This is a genomic window from Levilactobacillus bambusae, assembly GCF_003124125.1.
Lineage (GTDB): Bacteria > Bacillota > Bacilli > Lactobacillales > Lactobacillaceae > Levilactobacillus > Levilactobacillus bambusae.
Map to the genome: position 1 here is coordinate 19,237 of NZ_QCXQ01000005.1, position 19,432 is coordinate 38,668.

Sequence of the window (19,432 nt, forward strand, 5' to 3'; positions counted from 1 at the left end):
CCAAGGGTTGGGTTAGTAAGCGGCGTTGGGTTTAGCAACGATAGCTACTGTTTTGAACATGATTTTAAGATCCATTTTAATGCTAGCGGTTTCAATATAGTGTAAGTCGAGGGCCACCATTTCATCGAAGTCCGCCGCACTCCGTTTAGTTACCTGCCATAGCCCAGTACAGCCAGGCTTGACGTATAACCGCTGCTTATCGTAGCAGGTGTACTGCTGGTATTCGTTAGGCAGGGGCGGCCGGGGTCCGACGAGGGTCATCTTCCCGGCTAAAACGTTGAACAACTGAGGAAGTTCATCCAGGCTGAACTTTCGGAGGGACGCTCCAAGTGGCGTCACCCGGGGATCGTTTTTCATCTTAAACATGGCACCGCCAACTTCGTTTTGGTCGGCCACTTCATGAAACCGCTGTTCGGCGCCGGGGACCATCGACCGAAATTTAAACATGGTAAACGGCTGGCCGTTCTGACCGATGCGCGTTGCCCGGTAGAAAATGGGGGCCCGCCAATCTTCGTGCTTTAACCCGACTATAATAAGTAAGAATAGGGGGCTGAGCAGGAGTAGGCCGGCTAGACTAACCAGAACGTCTAACGTGCGTTTGGCAAATTGGTATCGGGGACGCCGATGAACGGTCGCGGGATTTAAGCAGATGACGGAACGCTGTGTGTTAGGCGTCGTGATTTGCATCGTTAAAACCTCCTTCGTGAATGTTCGAACGGGTATTACTGATTGGTATTAATGATAAATGGGGTGTAATTGACTTGCAATGGATTTTTAATGAACAGTTAGTGAATTTTAGTGTATTTACTCACGGTTTTTTCACCGTAGAAACTTAGTCTCTTCACAAAACCGGCATATTTTTCAGACATACTAGCACCATTCAAACGGACGACAACCGAAAAAAGCTTCAAGAATCAAGTGATATGCACAACCACTAAGAAAAGTGAGGCGACTGAATATGAAAAAGTACGTTATTTTCACCCACGTGATCCGCGGAACCGAAATCGGAGGCTCCCTAATTTATACCCGGAACAAGGTTAATGATGTTAAGGATCGCGGTCACGTGCCCTACGTTTACTCCCGGATGGGGGACCGTGATGATGTGATTGTCTACCCCGAACTCCTACCCTTTCGGGATCACCTCATCTATGAACTGGCTTACGCTCCCAGCCTATTCAGCCGTCAGCGGGTTCGCCGGATTCTGGACCGGTTCCTCACCGAGATTGATTACCAGGTGGGTGACGACGTAATCATCGAAAGTCACGATATTACCGAAGCTTTATGGGCAGAACTGCTGGCTCAGGAAACGAGCGGCCAAAATTTTGTCTACCTTATTAATGAGTACACGGCCGATACTCGTTTAAAGTCCCGGGAGCGGGATTTCATCGGCTGGAAACTCTCCCACCGGCAGTTAGCAGTCCTATCACCCGTAACTTATGATTACCTCCTGCCGGGCCACCGGGTGCCCGATTACCAACGGTACCTATTGAAAGCCCCCGACAGCAACGTCGTGGCGGATACGAGCCAACCGACACCGGTCGATGACTTACCGTTAGCGGATTACCACGTTGCTTCCATTGGGCGACTAGAAAAACCGTACGTAGCCGAGATGCTTACGGCGGTGATTGAATTTTGCGAGCGTTACAAAAAAAAGCAGGTTCACCTCACCCTCATTGGGGACACGGCTGACGAAACCGTTAAAAACCGGTTAATTGACCGGTGTGCGGCCGTCCCTAACTTAGAGTTGCTCATTACTGGTTACTTACTGCCTATTCCAAGGCGATTTTTCCGGCAGGTGGACGTCTTTATCTCATCGGCGGGTTCCACGCTCGTCTCCCATCACGAAGGGATCCCAACCCTCGTCATGTCGCCGGAAAGCCAGGCGTTAGGCCTGATGGGTTGGACGACCGACCAAATTCTGTTTGGTAAACCCAGCCCAGTCGGGATTACCGATTGGCTCGACCGCATTCTGGTGGGCGGCTACTGTCATACCCACCGGCCACTTTTCAAGATTTCCAAACCGGATTTTGCCCGTCAATTTGATGAACACGAACGGTTCGTTCAAAAGATGATGAAGGGGCATTATTTTCCCGCCCGAACTTTTAACGCCGATCCCCGTTGGAAGACGGAGCTGAATTGGCTGGGCGTGCGCCTGCTGGGACCGCGCAGATACGGCCATATGCGAGAAAATATTGTCCAACACGTTCGGGCAGCCGAAACGCAGGCTTAGTTCCCTGAAAGGAGCATCCAATGATGTCAAAAAAAATTATGGTAACCGAATCCACGATGCCGCCGTTTGCGGAGTATGCGAATGAAATTGCGGAACTGTGGCAAAGCAAGTGGCTCACGAATAACGGCGCAAAAACCCAAGAACTCACACAGCAGCTGCAGGACTATCTCGGGATCGACCACTTAAGCCTCGTGACAAACGGGCACATGGCGTTGGAGCTGGCTCTGATGGCGTTGGGGGTTCAGGATGGCGAAGTAATTACCACGCCGTTTACGTTTGCCTCAACCACCCACGCCATTGTGAGAAACGGGTTAACTCCGGTGTTTGCGGACATTGATCCCGAAACCTTTACACTTGATCCCACTAAGGTGGAAGCCCTCATTACCCCGCAAACCCGGGCGATTATGCCCGTTCACATTTATGGGAACGTGTGTGACGTGGAGGCCTTTGAACGGCTGGGGAAGAAGTACCATTTGAAGGTTATTTACGACGGGGCCCACAGCTTCGGCTGCCAATACAAAGGCAAGAGCCTCGCAAGCTACGGGGATGCCGTCACCTACAGTTTCCACGCCACGAAGCTCTTTAATACCATTGAGGGGGGCGCCGTTGTTGTGCGGGATGACGCAACGAAGACCCGGGTCGAACAGATGAAGAACTTCGGGTTAGCCGACGGGGTACCCGTAGAGGTTGGAATAAATGGCAAACTGAATGAGTTCAGTGCCGCCATGGGAATTTGCAACTTACGCCACCTGGACGCAGCAATTGCGGCCCGTCAGACCCGGGTGAGAGCCTACCGCAAACAGCTGGGGGCGATTCCTGGCGTTCAAGTGAACCCCGTTCAAGCAGCGGCCGAACCCAATGCCGCCTACTTTCCCGTTATCTTTCATGATGTTGACGGGCGTACCCGGGATCGGGTGTTTGATCGACTGGCAGAGGAAGGAATTAACGCCCGCAAATACTTCTCGCCGTTAACCAGCGATAGTCCGGGTATCGCCTCCCGATTCACCGTGCAAATTACCCCCATTGCGGCCGACTACGCGAACCGGGTTTTAACCCTCCCGCTCTATCCCGACCTTGCCATTAGCGACCTGCTTCGGATTACCGCAATTATCCGAGAGGTGTGCGGAGTGAAGACTCAATCCGTTGCCAACGGTTAATTGTAACCGATTGCAGATTATTTCACCGGAAAGGAGCCCCTCATGAAAATTCAACCGAAAGCCTCAAAAACGTTAAAACACTGGTGGTGGCTAAGCGTAGTGTTCGCCCTGATTGGCGGATTGCTAGGCTGGGGAATCGTGACCTATGCGGTGACCCCACACTACCAAGCAAAAAGCGAACTCGTCATTCAATCCAAGAAGAGCGTTACGGAAGGGATCACGGGCGATCAGCTGAATACCGCAGTGGCCGGGTACCAGGATTTGGTAACCAGTCAGGCCGTGCTGTCTAGGGCCCAGCACCATCTAAAATCAGACGGAATTGATGTGACGACGACCCAGTTGGGCAAGCAGGTCCAACTGCAGCACCAGGAGGATTCGAACCTGATTCACCTCGTGACGACGGCTAGTTCACCACAGCGGGCCCAAACCATTAACCAGGAAATTAGTGACGCCTTTACGGAGGAGGCCAACCGGCTAGGTGACCAGCTCTTGGTTAAACCAATTACCCCAACGTCCTATTCGGATAAGTCGAAGACGACCAGTACTAGTTTGGTTACCATGATTGGCGCCGTCACCGGATTTGTCTTCGGATCACTCCTAGTCCTTGGCCTGATGGTGCCGAACTTGAAGAAGGAAGGGTAACGGCATGAAAAGACTAAAGGTACTTTACTTTGTGGACACACTGGCAGCGGGGGGGATTCAAACCCTGATGCAGCAGACAATTGCCCAGTTTGACCCGGCGGAAATCGAGGTTACCATCCTCACGCTGGACCAAACGACGGATCGTGACATGGCGGATAAGTTTGGGCCGGATGTTGCCATTCACCGCTTGCCAAATCCGATGAAAACGCCGCTGGACCTGCTGAGACTTAGTCAGCAGGCCCGCCGCTACTTTAAGCAGTCAGCAGATTACGATGTCCTGCACGCCCACGCCTCCAGCAAGTGTGTGGGCGTGTTGCGGGCCGCCAAGCGGGCTGGGATTCCCGTTCGGATTATTCACGCTCATAATACGGCGTTTTTTACGGATAGTCAGATCAAACAGTGGCTGGGAACCGCAATGAAACCAGCGCTACAGCGGGTTGTGACAACCCGGTTTGCTTGCTCAAACCAGGCGGGACGGTGGCTATTTGGCACCCATGACTTTACGGTCATTCCGAATGCGATCCACCTCGACCGGTTAGAATACGCAGCCGCCACGAGAAAGCGAGTTCGGCAGGCGGAGGGGCTTGCGGATAAGACGGTGCTCGGGCACTTCGGAAGTTTTAGCCCGGCTAAGAACCACCACCAACTACTGCAGATCTTTGCCCGGTACCACCAAAAACACGATGATGCCATTCTGATGCTGGTGGGCAGCGGTGATCTCATGCCGCAGATCAGAACTGAAATTCAGAATCTGGGGTTATCGGATGCCGTCCGGTTAATGGGGTACCGCACCGACGTTGCAGATTTACTACAGGCAACGGACGTGCTGCTATTGCCGTCACTCCATGAGGGCCTGCCAGTCGTCCTATTAGAAGCTCAGGCGGCGGGCGTGCCCTGCGTCGTCTCCACGGCGGTTGATTCAGTGGCAAAAATTAGCGATCACTACCAGGTGGTGGCTTTAGACGCTGATATGGCGGTCTGGATTAACCGGATTGAACAAGCCAGCCGAATGCCTGCCGCATCCCGGCATCAGGGCCGCTGGCAGGTTCAGCGGGCTGGATACGACGTGACTCAAGCCGCTCCCGACCTACTCGCAAGGTACCGGGAATTGTTAGCCCATTAAAATTAAGAGGGGAAGTGAAACCATGTTCATTAGTGTGATTGTGCCGTATCAAAACGCCGCTGCTTATCTCCCACGGTTTGTGGCTGATTTGGCCGCCCAGACGTACCCGAACTTCGACGTTATTTTTATTAATGATGGGTCGACAGATCAAGGTCCCAAAACCCTAAGCCGGGTCCTTGCTAAAACGACCCTCCAGGCGCAACAGCTATCGCAGCCGGCCCGGGGCGTTTCCACGGCCCGTAACTTAGGCCTCCGGCAGGCCAGCGGGGAATATGTTATCTTTGCGGACGCTGATGACCGGCTGAAACCGAATTACCTAATGACCTTGGCGGAACGAGCCTTTGAAACCCATGCGGATATTGTGGGCGGCCAGGCGGTCACCAGGAATAAGCGGGGCCGGTCGGTTATCATCGGACAGGCTGGATCCTACGAGGGTTCCGAGGCCTTAATGAGCCAGTTCTTGACCGGAACCATTCCCATGAACCTGTGGACCAAACTCATTCGTCGGTCGCTAGCAACTCAGGTGACCTTTGATTCAACCCTCTGTATTAACGAAGATCGGTGGTACCTCTACCAGATTATTCAGCGGGCAACTCGGGGTCAGTTTGTGGCGACGGTCATTTATGACTACCAAGTGAACGCTAATTCTGCGTCCCGCCAACCCCGGTTTCACCCTAAGTACCTGGATATTGCAACGGTGGCCCGCCGGATTGAAGCGGGCAGCCAGCGTCAGCATCCCCGGTTAGCCCGCCAGCAGGCCTACCTGAATCAGATGGACCTGCTGCGCCGAGAAATTCGGGGGCACGCTGAACCAAGCCGGATGAGAACCTTACGTAATGAGTTGACACGGCTGAGTCAATCGGGGCTTGGCCTCTCCCCAGTTCAGCGACTGGAGGACTTTGGCTGGCGGTACTGCTGGCCGGTCTACCGGCGGCTAATCGGAATGGATGTGCATCTCTATGGCTAAACTAACGCATGGCATGACAACCGGATTCGCCTTTCTCTTGGGCCTGTTTGCCTGTACGGATTCTGTCTACCTGATTCTAGTTGGTCAAACCCCCATTCTGTGGGTATACGTGGTGGCCCTGATGCTGCTGCTTTGGGTGGGCATGACGGATCGCAGCCGGCTCGTAACGGCATTGTCCCGGGTTAGCCCGTGGTACTGGGCCTTTCTCGTTGTCTGCTTCTTCTCGATTATCCCCATGACGGCGATTTTTATTTACCAGCCCACCATTATGCGCAGCTTTTTCAACGGTCAGATTAGTCTATGGCTAGCCACCGGCGTTTACCTGGCCGTCCTTTGCCTGCCTGATCGGCTGCCGACGATTTTTCGCGGGGTCTGGTGGGGCATTGTCATTAACGTTTTCTGGTCGGTGGGGCAGTACGTTTTTTGGCGGGGCGGGCAATTTTTCAGCCTATACACCTGGTTCCCCCAGGCCAACTACCTCGTTTCACTGCCCTGGTCTGCCCAGCAGACGCAAGACGCTGACGTGAGTTTTATCACGGCTTACCGGGCCTCCGGGCTGTTTTTGGAAACGTCCTACTACGTCGTTTTCCTGATTGCGGCCCTGGTCGTTACGTTGTACTTTCAACGCTTGACGCTTGGCAAGTGGCTGGTGATTCTGATGATGCTAAGTTTCCTCGTGATTTCTCGGTCGGCCAATACCGTGCTGCTTGTTGTTCTACTGGTGATGTACTGCTGGTTAATGTGGGATCGACGGCACGACGGGTCATCGGTTCTGCTGGCGGCCCAGCTCATTATTGTTGGGGGCTTGCTGGTAATCGGCCTCGTCATACTGGCCCCCAAAATGGGGCGGGTCATGACGGAAAACGACGTCTGGGGCGCCGTCAAAGAGTCCCTTCAGACGCTGGATTTAAGGGATCAGGGAAATCAGGAACGCTACCAAAACATGCAGATTGCACTGGGCCAGTACCAGGACCACTGGTTTGGGGTGGGGTACAACATGCTGTCCAGCTACCTTGAGCTGAATGCCGGGCCTCAGTTGAAGACTACTTCGGCCTTTAATTGGTTCATCAACTTATTATTGGAAGTGGGACCGTTGGGACTTCTCGTTTACGTCTGCATGATGGTGAACTGGATATGGCGGACGTGGGCAAGGGGGCGGTTAGGCAAGCTAACGAGTCTAACGCTGATTGCCATCTGTGCCGTTCAGTTTGCTAACGGCGTCAAACTCTTTCCCATCTTCATGATTATCTTTGCCGTTGCCAGTCTGCTGGTCAAACCCGGTCGGGAACCCCTCCCGGACGTCAACCCCAGCTAAAGGAGGTGCACCCCATGGGACAACCAAATCAACTGCGCCGTCAAACTATTGCCGGTTTTCTGTTCACCGGAGTCGAACTGGTGGGAAACCAAGGCCTAAGGTTAGCCATTCAAATTTTACTGGCCCGGTTACTGGTGCCCGCCGACTTCGGGTTGATCGGGATGCTGATGGTGTTTACCGCCCTGTCCCAGTCCCTCATTGACAGCGGCTTTCAGAACGCCTTAATTCGGGAGGACCGGGTGACCCCCGCCGCCTACGCCACCGTTTTTTGGTTCAACATTGGCTTATCGGTGGGACTCTATGCGGTCTTGTATTTAAGCGCCCCCGCCATTGCGGGCTTCTACCGCACGCCCGACCTCGTTATGACGCTCCGGGTGATGGAGGTGATTCTCCCGATTAACGCCCTGAGCCTAATCAGCCGGACCATTTTAACCCGCCAGATGGCCTTTAAGGCCCAGATGAAGATTAACCTTGTGAGCTCGCTTATCGCTGGGATAGTGGCGGTGGGGCTGGCGCTTAACGGGTTTGGGGTCTGGAGCATGGTATGGCAAATGATTATCGGTCAGCTGCTGCAAACGGTGGGGTTTCTGAAAACCGCTCAATGGCATCCCGTGAAACAGCTGGACCTCAAGGCGTTAAGCCGGTTGTTTTCCTTTGGGTGGAAACTCACTTTAGCCGGTCTCATCAATACGTTATATAACAACTTGCTGACCATGATCATCGGTCGGTTCTACTCCGTGACCACCCTCGGGTACTTTACCAACGCCCAAAAAATTAGCCAGTCGGTGACGGATACCTCAACGATGGCCATCCAGAAGGTCAGCTACCCGGCATTCAGCCAGCAAAAGGCAGATTTGACGGCCCTGAAACACGGCTACCAGAAGGTCATTCTCCACGCCGTTTACCTGTTGTTTCCGGTCTTAGTTGGGGTGGGACTCTTAAGCGACCAGATTTTAGGCCTGGTGTTCGGACCCCAATGGCTGCCAGCCGCCCAGTACTTGATGCCGCTTTGTCTAGCCGGACTTTTCTTTCCGCTGCAGGCGCTTAACCTGAATATTCTGCAGGTGGTCGGACGTTCCGACTGGAACCTGCGGCTAGAATTTGTGGAAAAGGGTTCGGGCCTCCTGCTGTTTGGGACGGCGTTTCTTCTGCACCTGAGTCTGGCGGGATTAATGTGGCTGCTCGTAGCGCACGCCGCCTTCAGCTACCTAGTCGATGCGGCGGTGGCCGGCCGGTTTATTCAGTTCGGCGCCCTGGCCCAACTGAAATCAGGGTGGCGCATTACCCTGCTCGTAGTGGGGATGGGGATCGGCGTCAAGGGACTAACGGTGATGCTGCCCATGAGCTGGTGGGCGCTTGGAATTGAAATTCTAGTGGGAATTGGCCTTTACGTCGGCGGCAGCTGGCTGATGCGGCTTCACGAATTCCATTCCTGCTGGCAGATGGTGAACCGATTATTGGCGAAGCGGCGTGGGTTAGCGGTGGATTAGAACTTCTCAGAAACTTCACGAATTTCCCCTAAATCAACCGTACTTTTTGGGTATAGTTACACCATCGAATAACGAGTGAATCGTCAGGAAGGGAGACGTTCTCAATGAAAGGGATTATTTTAGCCGGGGGATCCGGAACCAGACTCTATCCCGTAACCCGGGGAATTTCAAAGCAGCTGATTCCCGTATACGATAAACCAATGATTTACTATCCCCTGTCAACGCTTATGCTGGCGGGCATTCAAGAGGTCCTGATTATTTCAACACCAAGGGACTTGCCCCGGTTCCAGGATTTACTGGGTGACGGTCGAGAAATCGGGATGCAGCTGAGCTATGCTGAACAGGATCAGCCAAATGGACTCGCCGAGGCCTTCATCATTGGCGCTGACTTCATCGGGAACGACAGCGTCTGTCTCATGCTGGGCGATAACATCTTCTACGGTGACGGACTGTCCGATCTGCTGCACCACGCCGCTAAAAAGCGTGGGGGCGCTACTGTGTTCGGTTACCACGTGAGTGATCCGGAACGGTACGGGGTCGTTGATTTTGATGCCCACATGCACGCTAAGTCGATTGTGGAAAAGCCTAAGCACCCCAAAAGCAACTACGCCATTACTGGTATGTACTTCTACGATAACGAGGTGGTGGACATTGCCCGCACAATTCAGCCGTCCGACCGGGGCGAGTTGGAAATCACGGACATTAACAACGTTTATTTAGACGGGGGAAGGTTAGACGTCGAGGTGATGGGCCGGGGGTTTGCCTGGCTCGATACCGGAACCCACGAATCCCTGCAGGACGCCGGCAGCTTTATTGCCACCATTGAAAAACGGCAGAACGTCAAGGTGGCCTGCTTAGAAGAAATTGCCTACCGGATGGGCTACATTACCGCCCGACAACTGGCAATCCTTGCGCAGCCGCTTAAGAAGTCGGACTACGGCAAGTACCTGTTGAACCTCATTCAAGATGACCAAATGGCTAATCAGGTGGTGGCGTTCGGTCAAGTTTACCAAGCCTAATGGAGGGTAGAATAATGAAAAAAATCTTAGTAACGGGCGGCGCCGGCTTTATCGGGGCAAATTTTGTCCGCTATGTGGCGACTCACCACCCCGAAATTCAGATTACCGTGCTGGACAAACTGACGTACGCCGGCAACCGGGCTAACCTAGCCGGATTAGAGGGAAACCGGGTCAAACTGGTGGTGGGGGACGTGACCGATCGCCTGCTGGTGAACCAGTTAGTGGCTGGCGTTGATGCGGTGGTTCACTATGCGGCCGAAAGCCACAACGATAATTCGCTGCGGGATCCCGATCCGTTTATGCAAACGAACATTATCGGCACCTATGAAATTCTGGAGGCCTGCCGGCACCATCACGTCCGGCTGCACCACGTTTCAACGGATGAAGTATACGGTGACCTGCCGTTAACCGGCGCGCCGGCTTTTACCCCTGATTCTCCGTATCAGCCCAGCAGCCCTTATTCGGCGTCCAAAGCTAGTGCCGATATGCTGGTGCGGTCGTGGGTGCGGTCGTTTGGTCTGGAAGCAACGATCTCCAACTGTTCCAATAATTACGGCCCGTACCAGTACATCGAAAAGTTTATTCCGCGCCAAATTACCAACATTTTGATGGGGCAGCGGCCAAAACTGTACGGGACCGGTCAGAACGTCCGGGACTGGATTCACACGGATGATCACTCCAGTGCCGTCTGGGAAATCTTAACCCGGGGTCGACTGGGTGAGACCTACTTGATCGGAGCGAATGGCGAGCGGTCAAACCAGGCCGTCTTAGAGATGATTCTGAAACAAATGGATCAGCCAAGTGACGCCTACGATCGCGTAGCTGACCGGCCGGGTCATGATTTACGGTACGCCATTGATGCGGGCAAACTCCGCGATGAACTGGGGTGGGAGCCGACCTACCTCGACTTTGATGCCGGACTGGCCCAAACCATTGATTGGTACCGAACCCACCAGGATTGGTGGCTAACGGATAAGGCAGCGGTGGAACAGGGGTATGCGATGAATGGTCAGTAAGGTCCATATCAGGCAATTAAAAGCACCGCCGCCAAGTCCTCCCTGGGACTTTGACGGCGGTGCTTGTTTTTCTCATAAAAATCTAATCTTTCTGACCCACCTTTCGACGGGAAGCGGTATAATAATGCTAATCTAGAATAATGGGAGGCAGTTATGACAGAATCTAACCATTTATATGATGCATTTCAACCTGATCACTATGATCTTTACATTGATATTAACCGGGAAAAGAAACTCATTACCGGAACTTCAACCATTCAGGGCCACGCCTCTGACCAATCGATTGCGATTAGCCAGAAGTATTTGACGGTCAAAAACGTGACGGCGGACAGTCAGCCGGTTGCGTTCAAGCTGGATAACGATGCTGAAACCATCAACATCGAGTTGTCCCAGGCCGGTGACGTGACCTTAGTCATCGATTACTCCGCACCTTTGACCGATACGATGATGGGCATCTACCCGTCCTACTACGAATTGAACGGGGAACGGCAGGAAATCGTCGGCACCCAGTTCGAAACGACATCGGCCCGGCAGGCCTTTCCGTGCGTGGATGAGCCCGAAGCTAAGGCAACGTTTAGCTTAGCCATTAAGTACGATGAAAAACCGGGGGAAACCATTATTGCCAACATGCCGGAAAATCACGTGACCGATGGCGTTCACTACTTTGACACCACGCTGCGGATGTCGTCCTACCTCATTGCATTTGCCTTCGGGGACCTCCAAAGCAAGCAGACCACAACTAAGAGCGGCGTTCAAATCGGGGTTTTCACAACGAAGGCTCACGACATGAACGAACTGGACTTTCCGTTGGACATGGCAAAGCGGGCCATTGAATTCTTCGAAGACTTCTACGAGACCCCGTATCCACTGCCGCATTCCTGGCAGCTGGCCCTCCCTGACTTCTCGGCCGGGGCAATGGAGAACTGGGGCTTAGTCACTTACCGGGAATCCTACCTGCTGTTTGATCCCGAGAACGCGTCGATGCAGACCAAGCAGCACGTTGCCACAACGGTGACCCACGAACTTGCGCACCAGTGGTTTGGGGACCTTGTGACCATGAAGTGGTGGGATGACCTCTGGTTAAACGAAAGTTTTGCCAACATGATGGAATACGTGGCGGTTGACGCTCTTGAGCCCGACTGGCACATTTGGGAAACCTTCCAAACGCTGGAAGTTCCAAAGGCGCTTCAGCGGGATGCTACCGATGGGGTTCAACCCGTTCACGTTCAGGTGGAAAATCCAGCTGAAATTGCGGCGCTGTTCGATAGTGCCATTGTTTACGCCAAGGGGTCCCGGATGCTCGTCATGGTCCGGGCCTTAATCGGGGATGATGCTCTGCGGCAGGGCTTAAAGACTTACTTTGCTGCCCATCACTTTGCTAACGCCACCGGAGCTGACCTTTGGGCTGCCTTACGGGACGCTTCCGGATTAGACATCGGCGGCATTATGAATTCCTGGCTGGAACAGCCGGGCTATCCCGTTGTTAACGCAGCCGTTGTCAACGGCCAGTTGACCCTGTCGCAAAAACAGTTCTTCATTGGCGAAGGCCAGGATGAAGGCCGGCTCTGGCAGATTCCACTGAACGGCAACTATGAAGATGTGCCAACCATTATGAAGGACCAGACGATAACGCTTGGTGATTACCAGGACCTTCGGAAAAAGGCGGGGCAGGCCTTCCGTCTGAACGTCGGAAACAACTCGCACTTTATTGTGAAGTACGATGACACCTTAATGGCTGATATCGAAGCGGAAATGGATCAGTTTGACCCCATTTCCCAACTTCAAGTTCTGCAGGACTTACGTCTGTTAGCTGAGGGTCGCCAAATTCCGTTTGCCCAAGTGGTCCCAATGCTGGAACGCTTTGCCGATAACCACTCTGCCATTGTGACGGCCGGGTTATACCGGATAACCAGCGACCTCAAGGAATTTGTTTTGCCTGACACCGCAGAAGAAAGCCACTTGCAGACATTCTTAGGCCAATTGAGTGACCACCAAGTTGCCCGGTTAGGCTGGACGAACCAAACGGGAGACACGGAAGATGACCGAATGACGCGGCCATACATCCTTAACGCTGCACTTTATGCGGGTAACAAGGATGCCCAAGCATCGGCCCACGCGCTCTTCTCCGACACCGCCAACCATTTGATTGATCTGCCGGCTGAGGTCCGCGCCCTCGTCTTAACGAACGAAATTAAGAACTACAACAGCGACGACTTGTTTAACCAGTTAGTCAACGAATACAGTCAATCGAGTGATGCCAGCTACAAGGCTGACTTGCAAGCAGCCCTGGCTAGTACCCCGATCAGCAGTCAGGCCGATCAATTGATTACAGACTTCGAAAAGCCTGAAATCATTAAGCCGCAAGACTTACGGGCTTGGTTCCCTGCCGTTCTAGCTAACGATGCGGGCCAACAAGCTGCGTGGGATTGGATTCGAAACGACTGGTCGTGGATGGAAAAGACCGTGGGGGGCGACATGGAATTTACCGGATTCATTACGTCGATTGCCAACGTCTTCAAGACGCAGACCCGGCTAGATGAATTCAAGGCCTTCTTTGATCCTAAACTCAACACGCCAGGTTTGACCCGTGAAATTACGATGGACACTAAGATCATCGAGAGTCGGGTTGACCTCATTAAGCAGGAACAGGCAGCCGTTAACGCCGCCGTATCACAATCGGTTAAATAGGGGCTCGGTGTGAACCCTGATTAAGACGGCCGAACACCAAAAAGAGAGAACAGCCTAATCCGGTTAAAAGCTCATCGGATCGGGTCATTCTCTCTTTTTTGCTGCTGGAACACCTTGTGTTTCAGCTTGATTATTAGGGCGTCGTTGATTCACTCAGATAAAGCTCATGGCTGTGGGGAAACGCGATGGTCATGAGCTTTTTGAGTTGGTGCGGACGGGAAGTAATTTCATGGACCTTTAGTCCGACACAAGGGTTCCCGCCTTCGGGCCAATATCCAGGAGGAAAATTTGGTCGATACGGATGACGCCAACCTGTTTTGGTGCCGGGCGGCCCGCAGCCTTTTCAAGGGCCGCTTCGGAATCGTAGAAGGGCCCACTCGAATAAATATCCGCGCGGCCCGAGAACCGGAAGCCCTTCATTGCCTGCCGGTCAACGAAAGCCACCGCCGCCTTACTCGTCTGCTGAATATTTTTAAGGGTTTGTTTGCCGGTAAATTCATTATAGATTAAGTGGGAATCATCGTAGAGCCGCATGGTCATTTTAGGACCTACATCGGGATTCCCTGCCGTATCAGCCGTTGCAATGTACGCTAACTGTTTTTCAATCATATCTTTCATATCCTGTGTCACAGTAACCATATTAATCGACTCCTCTCGTTTCAATCCACTAGTCGTTACCTTAACTGTACCAGTCTGAGGAGAAAAGACAAAGGAAGAAGCATTTTGATTTGATAATTGTGAAGCAGCCTCCGAAAATCGTTTCATTATAAGCTATTTATATTTTATTACCATAATATTAAGATTATGGTTTTTTCACATAATCTTCAAAATTCAAGCCTTAAATAAATGGAGTACATGTCGAATTGCTGATGGGAGGTGTCAGCCACAAATTCGCCGGGGATGTTCAATTCATGTTCAAAGGAGTGTTTCGAATTGAAGATCAAACGATCGTTTTTGGTTACATTAGGGTTGGTTGGGCTATCCGGCCTAATCCTGGCTGGATGCGGAAAGTCTGTCATCTCCGCGTCACACGGAGTGACGACGGTTTCCAAGGCCAACCAGAAGAAGAACGGGGTCATTAGTGACGCCCAGATTAAGAAGAACCTTGGTTCCAAGCTGTCCACCACCAGACAGGATAGTCAAAAGGCGCTGGTGGCCACGTATCAAAAGGCGGCCACCAGTAACAAATATTGGTTGTCATCGCCCTACGTTAAGGTTAATCCGTACAAGCGGTCGCCGTTAACCGGACTGGTCATCTTCCAAACGTCGGAGGCCAGCAAGGTTAAGGTGACGGTACCGGGTAAAACTGCCAAAACAACGATTTCCACGACGTATAAGTCGTATACGACCAAGCATAGTATTCCGGTAATGGGACTGTATGCGGGAAAAACCAACCGGGTCAAACTGACGGTTACCAGCAAGTCGGGCAAGGTCACGACGAAGACGGTCAATATGAAAACGGCCGCTTTGCCAAGCAACCTAGCAAAAATTAAGTTTAACGTCAAAACGGCCAAGACGTCGAAGATGGCCCTGGGTCCGGGCAACGATAAGCTGACGTTTTTAGTTCGGACTACGCACCAACCGTTCGGGGTGGATGCCAAGGGGGACATTCGGTGGTATTCCACGGATTACAACCAACACGTGTTTAAACAGCTAAAGAACAACCATATTTTACGGTTGGCCAAGAAAAATAACGGCGCCAAAGTCTACAATGAAATTCTGGAGGAAGACTACCTGGGCCGGGTTTATAAACAGTACGACCTGTCGACCGAAACCCATTCGGCGAACGCAGGGAATAAAAAGTACCCCGTGAAATCGGATGAATACACACTGATTCACCATGACGCGGTCCAGCTGCCAAACGGCAACTACCTGCTGACCGTTTCGGATGGGACGGAAAATATGACGTCCCGGAAGAACTCGAAGAAACGCTATTCTGAAGATACGATCGTTGAGTTAGATCATAAAACGGGAAAGATCACCCGGGTCATCGACTTTAAAAAGATTCTCCCCGCAAGTATGTATAACAACACGAAGCTAACCGGCAATTCGCGGGATTGGCTGCACATGAATTCAATCTACTACGATCAAAAGACCGGCGATATTGTGGTCTCGTCCCGGAACCAGGATATGGTGATGCGGTTGAACTACAAGACCCTGAAGTGGCGGTGGATTTACTCCAGCAAGACGAAGTCGAGTTGGCCAAAGGCATACCGGAAGTACCTGCTAACGGCGGATAAGGGGACCCCGTATACCGGTGGTCAGCACGCTGCCATATTACTGCCCAATAGCACCAGCACGAACCAGTACCTGCAGGTGTTTGATAATAACATTGCGGTGACTTACGGGGATAAAAAGACCAGCGGTAAGTATTCACAGGGAATCACGTACCGAATTAACCCGAAGACCAAGAAGGTTAAAAAGGTTCAGTCCTATGGAGCGTCCCTCGGTACCGGCAACTTTAGTCCAATTATTGGCAGCAACCGGTACCTGTATAACGGCAACTCACTGTTGGACTTTGGGTACCTGAGCTTAGGAACGAAGAGTAATATCCGGGAGGTCACGAAGAACGGCGACCTGGTCTATAACCTCGAGATGTCGAACCTGGAAAACAAGGGCTACACGTACCGGGCCGAACGGTTCTCGCTCTATCCGGACAACGATGGCAGCCTAGCCAAAACGTATGAATAATTAAAATGGGGAATGAGAATGGGAAGTAAGCAGATTTGCCTGGCCGCCCTCGTAACGGTGGGGCTAGGGTCCATTTTGGCGGGATGTCATCAGTCGGATCACCAAACCGCCTCGGAAACCTTGTCCACGGCACAGATTAAAAAGAACTTGCAGCCAACGATGAGTCAGACTCGGGTTAAGCGGGATAACCGGTTGGCTGACGGCTATCAAACGCAGGCCCACCGGAAGGCCAATACCTTAGCCAGTCCGTACGTCAAGTTGAATCCGTACCAGACTAGTCCCTTGACGGCCCTGGTGGCGTTTACCACGCCACGGGCGACTCAGGTAACGGTGAAGGTCGTTGGGACCAGTGAGAAAACGACGATTACCCATACGGTGAAGGGGTATCAGCGCCACCACCAAGTTGGGATCACGGGGTTGGCTGCCGGCAAGGCCAATCAAGTGACGCTGACCGCGAAGTCGGCGAGTGGCCGGGTGACCACTAAGACGGTAACCCTAACCACGAAGGCGGCCCCAAAAAGAATCGGGCAAAACACCGTTAAGACGTCGAAACCCCAGGTTATGGCCCTCGGCAAGGGGAACGACCAGCTGACGTTTGCGGTTTCTAGTCTAGGATTAACCTATGGCTTAGATACGGCTGGCAACGTTCGCTGGTATTCCAGCCGGCCGATTGCCCACGTCTTTAAGGTGCTGAAAAATCACCACCTGCTGGTTTTATACCAATCGAAGAACGGAAAGTATAACACCCTGGTTGAAACCGACTACTACGGCCGAATTTACCGGGAATATGATTTTAAGGGGGTCTTTCCTACCCGCAAGGACCCTCATAAGACGAGCGCCAACACGGTGATTCACCACGATGCAATTGAGCTGCCGGATGGCAACCTGATGCTGACCGTGGATGACGGCGGTTCAAAGTACGTTGAAGATACGATGATTGAACTGAACCGGCGGACCGGAAAGATTATGCGGGTAATTGACCTAAAGAAAATTTTCCCGGCGTCGGCTTACACGACGTACACGGCGACTAAACGGGCCGACGGGAAGGTGGATTGGTTCCACCAAAACACCATTTACTTTGATAATCGGCGCCAGCAGCTCCTTGTTTCGGGCCGGAACCAAAGTACCGTGCTAGCGCTAGACTGGAAGACCATGAAAATTAAATGGATTTTCGGAAGCCACCAGGGCTGGCCGAAAAAGTATCAGAAGTACCTCTTAAAGCAGGTGGGAACGCCGTTTAGCTGGAACGGTGGTCAACACGCGGCGGGGCTGATTCAGACGGGTCAGTTCACGGGGAATACCGAGCGCCTGGAATTTTATAACAATAACGTCACGGTAACCCGGGGGGCCGAAAAGACGTCCAAGCAGTACTCCAACGGAGCGATTTATGACATCAACGTAAAGAAGATGACGGTGCGCCAAAAATGGACGTTTGGTCAGTCCCTGGGCAAGGCCAACTTTACGAACATCATCGGCAGCAGCTACCGGCTGAACGGTCAAAATTCGTTACTGAACTTTGGCTACTGTGAATCCGGGAAACGCAGTGAGTTTGTGGAAGTGAACCGAAAGACTAATCAAATCGTGTACGCCGTGAACCGGACCGATTTCCCCACGGGGGATTGGACGTACCGGGCGGAACGATTGCCAATCTACCTGGATTAATACCAGCATAAAAGGTTCCGCCAGCAGCACTTGGTCCACGTCGACTAAGTCCCGCTGGCGGGCTTTTTTGTGCCCCTCCGCTTTGGGGAGCGATTTCTTGACAAAGTTCGGGGGGCATTGCACACTAACTGTGTTTAGACACCGTCAAAAAGAGAGGAAGATTCAAAGTGTTAGAGAAGACAGTCTACAGTCAGTTAATTAGCCGGGCCTTTGATATTCCGGTTTCGGTTACCTATTGGGATGGCAAAACGGAAGTGTACGGCGACGGGGAACCGGTGGTTAAAATTAAGTTCAACCAACAGATCCCGCTAAAGGAAATGACGAACCAGCCCACCCTGGTGTTGGGCGAGGCCTACATGAAGAAGGACATTGAGATTGAGGGCAGCATTCAGGAATTGGTGGCGTCCGCTTACCGGACCACGGACAGTTTCCTAACCAATAATCCGTTCTTAAAGCACCTGCCCAAAATTTCTCACTCAGAAAAGGCCAGCCAAAAGGACGTTCAAAGCCACTATGATATTGGTAATGACTTCTATGAAATGTGGTTAGACCCCACGTTAACGTATTCCTGCGCCTACTTTATTAACGCCGATGATACTCTGGAACAAGCCCAGTTAAATAAGGATCGGCACATTTTAGATAAGTTAAACCCAGAGGCTGGCAAACGGCTGTTGGATATCGGCAGCGGCTGGGGTACCCTGTTGTTCATGGCGGCCGAAGAATATGGGTTAACGGCCACCGGGGTAACATTAAGCCAGGAGCAGTACGACTACACGCAGGACCAGATCCAAAAACGGGGATTGGTAGGTCAAGTGGACGTCCAACTGTTAGACTACCGGGAAGTTCGGGGAGAATTTGACTACATTACGTCCGTCGGGATGTTTGAACACGTGGGGAAGGAAAACCTGGAAATGTACTTTCAGAAGGTTGCCGACTTGCTGACGCCGGATGGGCGGGCCCTGATTCATGGAATCACCGGTCAGCACGATGGGGCCGGAGAAGATCCGTTTATTGAAAAATATATTTTCCCAGGGGGCTACATTCCGAACGTTGCCGAAAACCTCAACCATATCATGGATGCAAAGTTGCAGTTTTCGGACATTGAACCCTTACGGCGCCACTACCAAAAAACGCTGGAACTGTGGACGGCAAACTACCATGCGGTCATGGAACGGGTGATTGCTAAGTACGGGGAAGAGTTCGCCCGGATGTGGGACCTCTACCTTCAGGCTTGTGCTGCTTCGTTTGAATCCGGTAACATTGATGTGATGCAGTACCTCTTAACTAAGCAGCCAAGTAGTACCGGCCTACCCATGACGCGGGACTACATGGCCACAACGGATACTAAGATTAAAGCGTAACCCGATGACAACTAAAAATGATGACCCAGTTTGATTAAAGTGCAATCAAACCGGGTCATCATTTTTTGGTA

The 19,432-nt window shown here is 52.3% G+C and carries 15 protein-coding genes; 13 read left to right on the plus strand and 2 right to left on the minus strand.

The genetic code is table 11. From position 1 onward, the window contains the following. Positions 1 to 12: 12 nt before the first annotated feature. Complete coding sequence (locus tag DCM90_RS07520; protein ID WP_109250758.1) at positions 13 to 687, minus strand: sugar transferase; 675 nt, start codon at positions 685 to 687, stop codon at positions 13 to 15. A 271-nt stretch (positions 688 to 958) separates the two neighbouring features. Between DCM90_RS07520 and DCM90_RS07525 the strand changes: the two genes are divergently transcribed. From DCM90_RS07525 to DCM90_RS07570, 10 genes are all read left to right on the plus strand, one after another. Further along, positions 959 to 2,230, plus strand: coding sequence for a glycosyltransferase family protein (locus DCM90_RS07525; protein WP_109250759.1), 1,272 nt, complete (start codon positions 959 to 961; stop codon positions 2,228 to 2,230). 23 nt (positions 2,231 to 2,253) lie between these two features. Next, positions 2,254 to 3,387 carry a DegT/DnrJ/EryC1/StrS family aminotransferase gene (locus DCM90_RS07530; RefSeq protein WP_109250760.1) on the plus strand — a complete coding sequence of 378 codons (1,134 nt, stop codon included), beginning with the start codon at positions 2,254 to 2,256 and terminating at the stop codon, positions 3,385 to 3,387. A gap of 42 nt (positions 3,388 to 3,429) precedes the next feature. After that, positions 3,430 to 4,029, plus strand: coding sequence for a YveK family protein (locus DCM90_RS07535; RefSeq protein ID WP_109250761.1), 600 nt, complete (start codon positions 3,430 to 3,432; stop codon positions 4,027 to 4,029). Between the two features lie 4 nt (positions 4,030 to 4,033). Continuing rightward, the gene (locus DCM90_RS07540; RefSeq protein ID WP_109250762.1) at positions 4,034 to 5,152 is read left to right on the plus strand and encodes a glycosyltransferase; all 1,119 of its coding nucleotides are present in this window, start codon (positions 4,034 to 4,036) and stop codon (positions 5,150 to 5,152) included. A gap of 22 nt (positions 5,153 to 5,174) precedes the next feature. Next, the gene (locus DCM90_RS07545; protein WP_109250763.1) at positions 5,175 to 6,119 is read left to right on the plus strand and encodes a glycosyltransferase family 2 protein; all 945 of its coding nucleotides are present in this window, start codon (positions 5,175 to 5,177) and stop codon (positions 6,117 to 6,119) included. Continuing rightward, positions 6,112 to 7,434, plus strand: coding sequence for an O-antigen ligase family protein (locus DCM90_RS07550; protein ID WP_165815251.1), 1,323 nt, complete (start codon positions 6,112 to 6,114; stop codon positions 7,432 to 7,434). Before DCM90_RS07545 ends, DCM90_RS07550 begins: the two co-directional genes overlap by 8 nt. A 14-nt stretch (positions 7,435 to 7,448) precedes the next feature. Beyond that, complete coding sequence (locus DCM90_RS07555; RefSeq protein WP_109250765.1) at positions 7,449 to 8,924, plus strand: lipopolysaccharide biosynthesis protein; 1,476 nt, start codon at positions 7,449 to 7,451, stop codon at positions 8,922 to 8,924. Between the two features lie 104 nt (positions 8,925 to 9,028). Then, positions 9,029 to 9,943, plus strand: coding sequence for a glucose-1-phosphate thymidylyltransferase RfbA (rfbA, locus tag DCM90_RS07560; protein WP_109250766.1), 915 nt, complete (start codon positions 9,029 to 9,031; stop codon positions 9,941 to 9,943). A 14-nt stretch (positions 9,944 to 9,957) separates the two neighbouring features. Beyond that, entirely contained in the window at positions 9,958 to 10,959 is a 1,002-nt protein-coding gene (gene rfbB, locus DCM90_RS07565; protein WP_109250767.1) for a dTDP-glucose 4,6-dehydratase, read from the plus strand. A gap of 153 nt (positions 10,960 to 11,112) precedes the next feature. Then, complete coding sequence (locus tag DCM90_RS07570; RefSeq protein ID WP_109250768.1) at positions 11,113 to 13,647, plus strand: M1 family metallopeptidase; 2,535 nt, start codon at positions 11,113 to 11,115, stop codon at positions 13,645 to 13,647. A gap of 237 nt (positions 13,648 to 13,884) precedes the next feature. Here the strand turns inward: DCM90_RS07570 and DCM90_RS07575 are convergent, their stop codons facing one another. Beyond that, a complete protein-coding gene (locus DCM90_RS07575) occupies positions 13,885 to 14,286 on the minus strand; it encodes a pyridoxamine 5'-phosphate oxidase family protein (protein ID WP_109250769.1) in 402 nt (133 codons plus the stop codon). 294 nt (positions 14,287 to 14,580) lie between these two features. On the opposite strand from DCM90_RS07575, the gene DCM90_RS07580 reads away from it, so the two are divergent. The 3 genes from DCM90_RS07580 to DCM90_RS07590 all read left to right on the plus strand — a co-directional run bounded on the left by DCM90_RS07580 (position 14,581) and on the right by DCM90_RS07590 (position 19,361). Then, positions 14,581 to 16,338, plus strand: a complete 1,758-nt coding sequence (locus DCM90_RS07580; RefSeq protein ID WP_225366004.1) for an aryl-sulfate sulfotransferase — start codon at positions 14,581 to 14,583, stop codon at positions 16,336 to 16,338. An 18-nt stretch (positions 16,339 to 16,356) separates the two neighbouring features. Then, on the plus strand, positions 16,357 to 18,000 hold the full coding sequence (locus DCM90_RS07585) for an aryl-sulfate sulfotransferase (protein WP_165815252.1): 1,644 nt from the start codon (positions 16,357 to 16,359) through the stop codon (positions 17,998 to 18,000). A 167-nt stretch (positions 18,001 to 18,167) separates the two neighbouring features. Next, positions 18,168 to 19,361 carry an SAM-dependent methyltransferase gene (locus tag DCM90_RS07590; RefSeq protein WP_109250771.1) on the plus strand — a complete coding sequence of 398 codons (1,194 nt, stop codon included), beginning with the start codon at positions 18,168 to 18,170 and terminating at the stop codon, positions 19,359 to 19,361. Positions 19,362 to 19,432 lie beyond the last annotated feature (71 nt).

Coding starts and splice junctions, on each gene's coding strand:
- DCM90_RS07585 (WP_165815252.1), top strand. CDS start 16,357: ATGGGAAGTAAGCAGATTTGCCTGGCCGCCCTCGTAACGGTGGGGCTA.
- DCM90_RS07550 (WP_165815251.1), top strand. CDS start 6,112: ATGGCTAAACTAACGCATGGCATGACAACCGGATTCGCCTTTCTCTTG.
- rfbA (WP_109250766.1), top strand. CDS start 9,029: ATGAAAGGGATTATTTTAGCCGGGGGATCCGGAACCAGACTCTATCCC.
- DCM90_RS07535 (WP_109250761.1), top strand. CDS start 3,430: ATGAAAATTCAACCGAAAGCCTCAAAAACGTTAAAACACTGGTGGTGG.
- DCM90_RS07530 (WP_109250760.1), top strand. CDS start 2,254: ATGTCAAAAAAAATTATGGTAACCGAATCCACGATGCCGCCGTTTGCG.
- DCM90_RS07570 (WP_109250768.1), top strand. CDS start 11,113: ATGACAGAATCTAACCATTTATATGATGCATTTCAACCTGATCACTAT.
- DCM90_RS07520 (WP_109250758.1), bottom strand. CDS start 687: ATGCAAATCACGACGCCTAACACACAGCGTTCCGTCATCTGCTTAAAT.
- DCM90_RS07540 (WP_109250762.1), top strand. CDS start 4,034: ATGAAAAGACTAAAGGTACTTTACTTTGTGGACACACTGGCAGCGGGG.
- DCM90_RS07525 (WP_109250759.1), top strand. CDS start 959: ATGAAAAAGTACGTTATTTTCACCCACGTGATCCGCGGAACCGAAATC.
- rfbB (WP_109250767.1), top strand. CDS start 9,958: ATGAAAAAAATCTTAGTAACGGGCGGCGCCGGCTTTATCGGGGCAAAT.
- DCM90_RS07575 (WP_109250769.1), bottom strand. CDS start 14,286: ATGGTTACTGTGACACAGGATATGAAAGATATGATTGAAAAACAGTTA.
- DCM90_RS07555 (WP_109250765.1), top strand. CDS start 7,449: ATGGGACAACCAAATCAACTGCGCCGTCAAACTATTGCCGGTTTTCTG.
- DCM90_RS07545 (WP_109250763.1), top strand. CDS start 5,175: ATGTTCATTAGTGTGATTGTGCCGTATCAAAACGCCGCTGCTTATCTC.